This is a genomic window from Paenibacillus septentrionalis (genome assembly GCF_042659865.1).
In the GTDB taxonomy this organism is placed as follows: domain Bacteria; phylum Bacillota; class Bacilli; order Paenibacillales; family Paenibacillaceae; genus Pristimantibacillus; species Pristimantibacillus septentrionalis.
In genome coordinates this window covers 305,810-315,475 of sequence record NZ_JBHSTE010000003.1, presented here as the reverse complement: position 1 = coordinate 315,475, position 9,666 = coordinate 305,810, and the positions used below count along the sequence as shown (strand labels likewise).

Annotated in this window: 6 protein-coding genes and 1 pseudogene; 3 read left to right on the top strand and 4 right to left on the bottom strand. The window is 47.8% G+C overall.

From position 1 onward, the window contains the following. The 3 genes and pseudogenes from ACFP56_RS09740 to ACFP56_RS09730 form a co-directional block, all read right to left on the bottom strand. Positions 1-793, bottom strand: a pseudogene (locus tag ACFP56_RS09740) (hypothetical protein); the annotation flags it as partial. A gap of 249 nt (positions 794-1,042) precedes the next feature. Then, positions 1,043-2,059, bottom strand: coding sequence for a collagen-like triple helix repeat-containing protein (locus tag ACFP56_RS09735; RefSeq protein WP_379233818.1), 1,017 nt, complete (start codon positions 2,057-2,059; stop codon positions 1,043-1,045). A gap of 269 nt (positions 2,060-2,328) precedes the next feature. Then, positions 2,329-4,371: a collagen-like protein gene (locus ACFP56_RS09730; RefSeq protein WP_379233817.1), complete on the bottom strand. Its 2,043-nt coding sequence runs from the start codon at positions 4,369-4,371 to the stop codon at positions 2,329-2,331. Between the two features lie 352 nt (positions 4,372-4,723). On the opposite strand from ACFP56_RS09730, the gene ACFP56_RS09725 reads away from it, so the two are divergent. From ACFP56_RS09725 to ACFP56_RS09715, 3 genes are all read left to right on the top strand, one after another. Further along, positions 4,724-5,581, top strand: coding sequence for a VOC family protein (locus tag ACFP56_RS09725; protein ID WP_379233815.1), 858 nt, complete (start codon positions 4,724-4,726; stop codon positions 5,579-5,581). A 174-nt stretch (positions 5,582-5,755) separates the two neighbouring features. Next, positions 5,756-6,577 (top strand): histidinol-phosphatase HisJ, encoded by an 822-nt coding sequence (gene hisJ, locus ACFP56_RS09720; protein ID WP_379233813.1) that lies wholly within the window; start codon positions 5,756-5,758, stop codon positions 6,575-6,577. 191 nt (positions 6,578-6,768) lie between these two features. After that, the gene (locus ACFP56_RS09715; RefSeq protein ID WP_379233811.1) at positions 6,769-8,376 is read left to right on the top strand and encodes a Na/Pi cotransporter family protein; all 1,608 of its coding nucleotides are present in this window, start codon (positions 6,769-6,771) and stop codon (positions 8,374-8,376) included. A 59-nt stretch (positions 8,377-8,435) separates the two neighbouring features. Here the strand turns inward: ACFP56_RS09715 and ACFP56_RS09710 are convergent, their stop codons facing one another. Further along, positions 8,436-9,593, bottom strand: coding sequence for a ParB/RepB/Spo0J family partition protein (locus ACFP56_RS09710; RefSeq protein WP_379233809.1), 1,158 nt, complete (start codon positions 9,591-9,593; stop codon positions 8,436-8,438). Positions 9,594-9,666 lie beyond the last annotated feature (73 nt).

Below are 9,666 nucleotides of genomic sequence, written 5' to 3'. Positions count from 1 at the left end.
CAGTAGGACCAGTATCGCCCGTCGGGCCAGTCGGCCCCGTGTCGCCTGTAGCGCCAGTCGGCCCTGCATCGCCTGTAGCGCCAGTCGGACCTGCATCGCCGGTAGCGCCAGTAGGACCAGTATCGCCCGTCGGGCCAGTCGGCCCCGTGTCACCGGTAGCGCCAGTCGGCCCCGTGTCACCGGTAGCGCCAGTAGGACCAGTATCGCCCGTCGCGCCAGTCGGCCCCGTGTCGCCTGTAGCGCCAGTCGGACCTGCATCGCCGGTAGCACCAGTCGGCCCCGTGTCGCCTGTAGCGCCAGTATCGCCCGTCACGCCAGTCGGCCCCGTGTCGCCTGTAGCGCCAGTATCGCCCGTCGCGCCAGTCGGCCCCGTGTCGCCTGTAGCACCAGTAGCACCAGTAGCACCAGTAGGACCAACTTGATCTTCATCAAGATCAATCGTTACAATGGCAGACCCTTGTGTTACCCCAATGTAAAGACTAGATGACTGGAAGATCAATTGATCCCCTGCTGCAACTTCTGCAGTTTGATTATTCGGGTCTACAACTGTAAATAGCAGAGTGCCAGGAATAACTCCTCCCGGAGCTCCTGAAGGTCCAGTAGCACCAGTAGCACCAGTAGCACCAGTAGCGCCAGTAGCGCCAGTAGCACCAGTCGCACCAGTAGCACCAGTAGGCCCAGTAGGTCCCGTAGGTCCGGTTGGACCGCGACGCCCAATAGGCTGTATTCCACTTATTGTGGCGTCCTTATTAAGATGCGAAAAGTCTTGCTTGTTTTTTAGCTTTTTAACCAATATTTAACACCTCCTTAACTTCTATATCATACGAGCTTAAAGTTCAAAGTGCATGTGCGTTTTGCTATAAATTCTCCTAAATTTACAAAATAATAGAGTTGATTGGTTGAGGAGATTGCAAAGACAGCGTCTATTGCTTTTATATCAAAAATACCAGTTACAGTGTAACTGGTATTTTTAGCGACTTAAACTTTTAATACTAGATTAGAGCAGCCTAGTACTTTGAAGTACAATGAAAATATAGAGAAATTAGCCAAGTTTGAGAACAGTAATGGATGCATTTGTTTCATTGTGTAATTGAACGTCAACGTCATCGCTGTTTACGACTTGAAGAGTGCTCGGAACAGTCGTTACTTGGATAATAATTTCTGCTGTAGTAGGTCCTCCTCCATTCCCAGTAAACGGGGTAAGCGTAACTGGCGTTCCATTTAGCTCGAGATCAAAGCCTTGTGCGTTTCCTTGATTGTGCACAGAAAAAAGAACTTGATAAAAACCAGGCTCAAGTATTGTAATAGTGTCCGATGGTGGCGTAAAAGGAGAGAAGGCAGTTCCAACTGAAAAACCGTTTGTATACGTTACTGCTGTGTCTGCAGGAATTTCATCTGTTCCAGTGCTTGGAAATTGTCTCCATGCAGTTAGGAAGCTTGATAGTCCAGTAGCGCCCGTTGCGCCAGTAGCGCCCGTTGCGCCAGTAGCGCCCGTTGCGCCAGTAGCGCCTGTCGCCCCAGTAGCGCCCGTTGCACCCGTCGCGCCAGTGTCGCCAGTAGCGCCCGACGGTCCAGTCGGCCCAGTTGGCCCAGTATCACCCGTCGCCCCAGTGTCACCCGTAGCGCCAGTCGCCCCAGTGTCACCCGTCGCGCCCGCAATGCCTGTTGCCCCTGTACTACCAGCAATTCCGGTTGGTCCAGTCGGTCCCGTTGGTCCCGTTGCACCCGTTGCACCCGTTGCACCCGTTGCACCCGTCGCGCCAGTGTCGCCAGTCACGCCCGCAGTGCCTGTTGCCCCTGTGCTACCAGCAATTCCGGTCGGCCCAGTTGGTCCCGTTGGTCCAGTTGGCCCCGTTGCTCCAGTAGCCCCTGCTGCCCCGGTAGCCCCAGTAGCTCCCGTAGTTCCTACGGATGGCCCAGTTGGTCCAATTGGTCCAGTCGGTCCCGTTGGTCCAGTCGGTCCAGTTGGACCTCGACGACCAATTGGGTGTATTCCACTAATAGTTACTTCAGTTTCAGTTCGAAACTTGCTTTGTTCACTTTCAGACAAATTATCCAATATATAACACCTCCTTTAAAACTCTTATAATATATGGAATATTAATTCAAAAGGTATGTGCTGGAATACAATTATTTAAGTATTGTGTGTTAGCTATTGTTGTAATACTAAACGACGTTAATTCCACAGTTTCTAAACTTTAAGAGAAGGCTATATATAATCGAATGATTTGTTGATATTTTATTGAATAAAGCATCAAACTACACAGAGGAATTCCTTGTGTAATTTGATGCTTTTAGTTTATGACCTAGATAATATTAAAATCGTAATTATGGTCCAGTCGGTCCCGTTGGTCCTTGAGGAATTACGAGGTTTAGTACTAGATTAGGAGGTGTTCCTGTTATAGTTGCTTCTGCTTCAGTTCCGGGAGCACCTGTTGTTACTGTTCCAATTGTTAAAGTAATAGATTCCCCTGGAGGTCCAGTTTCACCAGTCGGTCCAGTTGGTCCCGTGTCACCAGTAGCACCGGTAGCACCCGTGTCGCCTGTTGCGCCAGTAGCGCCCGTGTCGCCAGTAGCGCCAGTGTCGCCCGTAGCGCCGGTAGCACCCGTGTCACCAGTAGCGCCGGTAGCACCTGTGTCGCCAGTAGCGCCGGTAGCACCAGTAGCACCAGTAGCACCAGTAGCACCAGTAGCGCCCGTGTCACCAGTAGCACCGGTAGCACCGGTAGCACCTGTGTCGCCAGTAGCACCGGTAGCACCAGTGTCACCAGTAGCACCAGTGTCACCAGTAGCACCAGTAGCACCAGTCGCACCAGTAGCGCCCGTGTCACCAGTAGCACCAGTGTCACCAGTAGCACCAGTAGCACCAGTCGCACCAGTAGCGCCCGTGTCACCAGTAGCACCGGTAGCACCAGTAGCGCCCGTGTCGCCGGTAGCGCCGGTAGCACCCGTGTCACCGGTAGCGCCGGTAGCACCCGTGTCACCAGTAGCGCCGGTAGCACCCGTGTCACCAGTAGCGCCGGTAGCACCTGTGTCGCCAGTAGCGCCGGTAGCACCTGTGTCGCCAGTAGCGCCGGTAGCACCTGTGTCGCCAGTAGCACCGGTAGCACCCGTGTCGCCCGTAGCACCAGTAGGCCCCGTGTCGCCGGTAGCACCAGTCGCCCCAGTAGCACCAGTAGCACCCGTGTCACCAGTAGCACCAGTCGCCCCAGTAGCCCCAGTAGGCCCCGTGTCGCCGGTAGCACCAGTCGCCCCAGTAGCGCCCGTGTCGCCCGTAGCGCCAGTAGCGCCAGTGTCGCCGGTAGCGCCGGTAGCCCCAGTAGCACCCGTGTCACCATTAGCACCAGTAGCACCCGTGTCGCCCGTAGCACCAGTAGGTCCCGTGTCGCCCGTAGCACCTGTGTCACCAGTAGCACCCGTGTCGCCGGTAGCGCCGGTAGCGCCAGTGTCGCCCGTAGCACCAGTAGCACCCGTGTCGCCTGTGGCGCCGGTAGCACCTGTGTCACCAGTAGCACCCGTGTCGCCCGTAGCACCAGTAGCGCCAGTTGGTCCAGTTGGTCCAGTGTCACCAGTCGCCCCAGTAGCGCCCGTGTCACCAGTTGGTCCAGTGTCACCAGTAGCACCAGTCGCCCCAGTAGCGCCAGTAGCCCCAGTAGGTCCTGTAAGCCCAATTTCTTCAGCTACTTCAAGTTGTAAATTGACTGATCCTTGAGTTATCGAAACATCGAGTGTATTAGAAGAGATTGTGAATGGATCACCGAATCTTAGAACTGCAGATTCTCCGCTTTCAGGATTAATAACTGTAAATAAAGGCGTTGTACCGTCAATTCCAGAAGGCCCAGTTGGTCCAATCGGTCCGGTAGCGCCGGTAGCGCCGGTAGCCCCAGTAGCGCCGGTGTCACCGGTAGCGCCGGTAGCGCCGGTAGCACCAGTAGCGCCGGTGTCACCGGTAGCGCCGGTAGCGCCGGTAGCACCAGTAGCGCCGGTGTCACCGGTAGCACCTGTGGCCCCAGTAGCACCCGTGGCCCCAGTAGCGCCGATTTGATCCTCATCAAGATCAATGGTTACAATGGCAGACCCTTGTGTTACCCCGATATAAAGACTAGAGGATTGGAAGATTAATTGGTCACCTACCGCAACTTCTGCGGTTTGGCTATTCGGGTCAACAACAGTAAATAGTGAAGTGCCAGGAATGATTTCTCCTGGAGGGCCTGAAGGTCCAGTCGGTCCAGTAGGTCCAGTAGGGCCAGTCGGTCCAGTAGGTCCAGTAGGTCCAGTAGGGCCGCGACGTCCAACAGGACGAATTCCGCTGATCTCTACTTCCTTCTCGGAAGAAGGAAGGTTTTGATTGTTGTTGGATAAATTATCCAATGCTTAACACCTCCTTAGAACTTCTACATCATACGAGCTTGAATCTCATTTGGATTGTGTGAATATACTATAAACAATCACTATTTTCTTAAAATAATAGAATTTAACAAAGAAATTATATTTTAATTAGCATTAATGCGCATTAATCCGCGAATTATATAGATACTTGTTATGGTATGAGTTGTACTTATTTTTATAAACATCAGCTAAAAGGAGTATTCGTTGTTTTTTATTGTACAAGAGTAAGCTTCCACATTATGTATTGGTAAGATTGATGAATTGACAAGAAGAAAAGTTAACGCTAAAATCAACTTACAAAAAGTAAGTTACAAAAAATATGGAGGTTAGTGATATGACATACCAGTTAAACCCGGAGACCTCTCTTGGTATTGTTAAGCTTAAGGTGTCAAATATCGAGGATTCAATTGCTTTTTACGAGCGGGTAATCGGCTTGAAAACCACTCGCAGGACTACAGTAACTGCAAGCTTATCGGCTAATGGAAACGATACTTTGCTTGAATTGGAGCAAATCAATACTCCCTATACTGGTAGTCATCGTGGACACACTGGACTGTATCATTTTGCGCTTTTAGTTCCAAGCAGAAAAGCGCTTGGGAACATACTCAAGCATTTAATACACTCTAAAATTGCGATAGGACAAGCAGATCATTTAGTGAGCGAAGCTTTATATTTATCAGACCCTGACCATAACGGTATTGAAATATACCGCGATAGACCTCGATCCGAATGGAATTACGACCAGAACGATCAAGTAAGGATGGCATCTGATCCTATAGATTGGGAAGGCATCTTAGCTGAGGCAGAGCAAGTGCCGTTCCAGGGGTTAGATGAAGGCACAGTGATGGGACATATCCATCTTCACGTATCAGATCTAGATAAAGCATATCTATATTACTGCAAGCTGCTTGGGTTTTCGCTTGAATCTGACTGGTCTGCTAACGGTGCATTGTTTGTTGGAGCTGGTCGTTATCACCATCATATCGGCTTAAATATATGGAATGGTAGAGGGGGTAAGCCTTTGCCGGAACATGCTACAGGAATTGATTACTATACGATTCGATTGGCTAATCCAGACGAGCTTGCGACAGTAGTTGAACGTTTGAGGAATGAAGGGTATGCAGTTCAGCCTAATGAAGCGGGCTACATTACGAAGGATCCGTTCGGTATTGGCATACAATTTGCGATCTAAATAACATGTATAACACACCCCGTTGATGCAGACCTGTGTCTGTCGATGAGGTGTGTTTATTTGTGATGGAATCTTAAAAGCAATTGATATCAACGAAGCAAGCAAGTGGTCACGATATGTCATAGATGTGGTACAATAAATTGAATGTATACTTGGGATAAGGTGGAGAATACGATGCTGAAATGGGATGGTCATACCCATACACAATTTTGTTATCATGGCAGCGATGCGCCTCTAGAACAATATATTGAACAGGCGATTGCACAGGGCTTTCAGCGTTATTCCGTAACAGAGCATCCACCGCTGCCGACAGGCTGGGTGAATGATAAACGCTTATTTGATGAACTAGGGATGCCAGAGCATGAGCTGAATGACTATATGGACTATGTGTTAAAGCTAAAGAAAAGGTATGAGGGTCAGATTGAGATAACAGTCGGCTTAGAGCTGGATTATTTGCATGATAACCAGGAATATACCGATAAGCTTGTTACTGCTTGGGGACATGTACTGGAGGATGTCGTATACTCAGTACATTTTTTGCCTGGAGAGGATGGCAACTATTGTATCGATTTTACCGCGGACGATTTTAAGAGCAATCTGCTTCGTTACTACGATTCTATAGATGTGCTTGTCGATTTGTATTTTGATCATGTTGAGTTGGCGATTGAACAGGCTGGAAGATTGCCGATGCGTACGCGAATCGGGCACATTAATTTAATTAGAAAATTTCAAAAGCATCTCCCGACCTTTAATGAAAAGCAGTTTCAAATTCGTCTTGAAGGACTGCTGCCATTATTGCAGAAGCACGGGGTTGGTGTGGATGTAAACATTGCAGGCTTTCGTGTGGCAAGCTGCGAGCAGGAATATGTACCGCAATGGTTTATTAAGCGATGCATAGAGCTTGACATTCCTGTTGTATACGGATCAGATGCCCATAAGCCTGAACAGGTTGGGTTATATTGGGATTGGTTTGAGCAAGCAACCTCGACTTCATAACCCGATATAAAAAAAGGGACCCACAGCAACGGGCTGAGGGTCTTCAACAATTTATATATCATTAAAAAGGGGGTCACTTAGAAGTATAGACAAATAATATTAAGGACAAATGAAAGAAATATTTCAGTTGTGTTACAAATTCACTGCAGGCATTACAGTGTGACTTAGTGCTAGGTGTTATGGAGGGGAAAGTGGGATCACAAGATTTGATTTTTCATCTTGTAGGCGGAATAGCGATCTTTCTATTCGGCATCAAATATATGTCCGAAGGACTGCAAAAAGTTGCGGGGGATCGGATTCGTCACCTGTTAGCTGAGTATACCGTTCATCCAATATTTGGAGTAGTTGTAGGGATTTTTGTTACGATGCTGTTTCAAAATGCAACTGGAGCGGTCATTTTATTAATTGGGTTTATGAATGCCAGCATTTTGAGTATTAGGCAAGCCGTCTATGTATTGATCGGAGCGAATATTGGCACAATATTTACTGCATTTATTGTTGGGATCCGAATAGAGGATTATGCATTTCCTATTGTTGCAGTCGGTGTTTTTTTGCTCTTGTTTCAGTATTATAAACGTCTTCAATATATTGGCCAGATTATTATGGGCTTTGGTATGTTATTCCTTGGCTTATCACTGATTCGTGACGGTATGCAGAGTTCGACTGATCAAATTACCCAATTTTTATTGAATATATCTGACGAGCCAACATTGGGATTGCTTGCAGGGATTGTGCTAAGCTTGTTGCTCACCAGCTCTAATGCAGCTATTGGAGTGCTGCAAACCATTGCCAACGGTGGATTGATCGACTATCAAGGTACGATTCCGATTCTGCTTGGCAGTAATCTCGGTGCAGCGATTATTGCATGTATCGCGGTAATTGGGGCAAGCATAAAAGCAAAGCGAGTCGTTTTTATTAACGTTATCTATTACTTGCTAGGCACCTGCTTGTTTTTTATGTTGCAGCGTCCGTTAATGAATCTGTGCATCTGGCTCGGACAAGCGATGAATATGAAAATGCTAATTGCGATTACGCATGGCGTATTTCAGTTGGTAACAGGCATTTTGTGTCTAGTACTCGTACCTATGCTGCTTCGTTTTGCACAGATTGTAATTCAAACCCATGAAACGACAGCAGAGGTTCAGTTTGGTGCACAGTTTTTAGATAAGCGTTTTTTAGCTACCCCAAGTGTTGCTTTGGGTCAGGCAAAAAATGAGACGCTTCGAATGGGTGGCATTGCAAGAGAGACGTTAACGCATGCATCCAAATATTTTTTCGAGTATGACAGTCGATCAGCTAATTTGGCATTAAAGAAAGAAGCATTAGTTAACGAGCTGGATCGTCTCATAACGAATTATATGGTTAAGATCCATCAGCATGATCTAACAGCGGGAGAGTCAAAAAAACTGACAGGACTGCTGCAAATCGTTAATGATATTGAGCGTATTGGTGATCACGCTGAAAATATTGTGGAGCTTGCTGATTATTGTGTTCGCAATCGTGTTCAGTTCTCAGATGTGGCAACGAACCAGCTGCATGAAATGATCGATGCCGCCGATTGGATAGTTGGTCGTGCTTTGTATGCGCTGGAGCAGCATGATCGCTCAGCGGCTGCAGATGTGCTTGGTAGAGAGGCAGACATGGATCGAATGGAGGTTGAATTCCGAACAGGACACTTTAAGCGTCTGAACGAAAATCAATGTCGTGGCAATGCAGGAGCTATATTTCTCGATCTGCTGAGCAACCTGGAGCGTATCGGAGACCATAGTAAAAACATAGCTGAACATATATTAAAATAAAAACCTCGTTCTTCATCGACATGACGAACGAGGTTTTTCGTATTTGTTATATTAATAGGTTAAGCTTGGCTTGCTCGCATGATCGAGCGCCAGAGCTCCTGCAGCTGCTGAAGCTTAATAAGCATATCGTTGGCAAGCTGCTCGCTACTGTCCAACTGCTGCATGGTGCCTGCTTGAATAAGTTCAAGCAGCATATCCGCTTCAGCTAAAGCCTGATCCAATGTTAAACTATAGCTTGCTTTATCGAGTACTAGGCTAGCTGCAGAATCAACCTGCCGCATCTGAGCTTCAGGCTCTTTTGCTTCCTGGTTGCTAGGCGCAGCTATTGTAGCGGTAGCAGCGGGAGAAGCTGCGGCTGCAAATGCTTGCTCATCAGTTCGTACCGGCATTTGAGCCTGTGAGCCTGATGCTGAAGACTCGGTCTCAACTTGTGCTTGCTCCTCAGCCTTTCGCTGCTCGGCAAGCTGGGCCTGTTCCTGACGTTGCTTTTCGCGAGCGAGCTTTTCTTTACGGTTCTGTTCGAAAACGGACCATGTCTCGATAAGTCCACTACCATTTTTCAGCAGCAGCTTTTCCTTTGTCGCATCTGAGATGGACTTGTCCTTGAACAGCTTTGCAATTTTTTTGACATCGCTGACAGGTAGCTCATCTCGCGCTGCCGTTAGAGCTAATGTATCGCGATATTCCATAGGCAGGTCCTTGAGCGGCATAAGCTGATCCTCTGTCAGACAATCCTTGCGGATCTGTGTGCCGCTAACGATGAGCTTTTTAACCGCATTGCTGAACTTGAGCAGCTCTAGCTTATTTTTTATGTATGCTTCAGGCTTTCCAAGCTTGCTGGATAACAGCTTTATTGAGCTGCGGAAGCGATCATCATTCATCAGCTTGTTAAAAGCCTCTGCTTCCTCAATAGGCGAGAAGTCTTCGCGATTCAAGTTTTCAGCGATTTGTTCAAAATAGATGTCCATTTCATCTGTAGCCGTGGAAACAATGCAAGGAATGGAGTCAAGTCCGATCATCTGTGATGCTTTGTAACGACGATTTCCATATATAATTTTGTAGCGTCCATTTCCCATATCTCGCACTTTAATTGGCGACAGCAAGCCAATTTCTTGTATGCTGCTGGCCAGCTCCTCTAGTGCTTCCTGGTTAAATTGGTACCTTGGCTGATCCTTATCCTCATCAATAAGCGACAGCTTAATTAATGTAATATCCATTCCCTAACTCCCTTCTAGCTAATCCTCTTGTTCCTATTGTATCATGTCCGATCAAGAATGGCAGTGGATGATT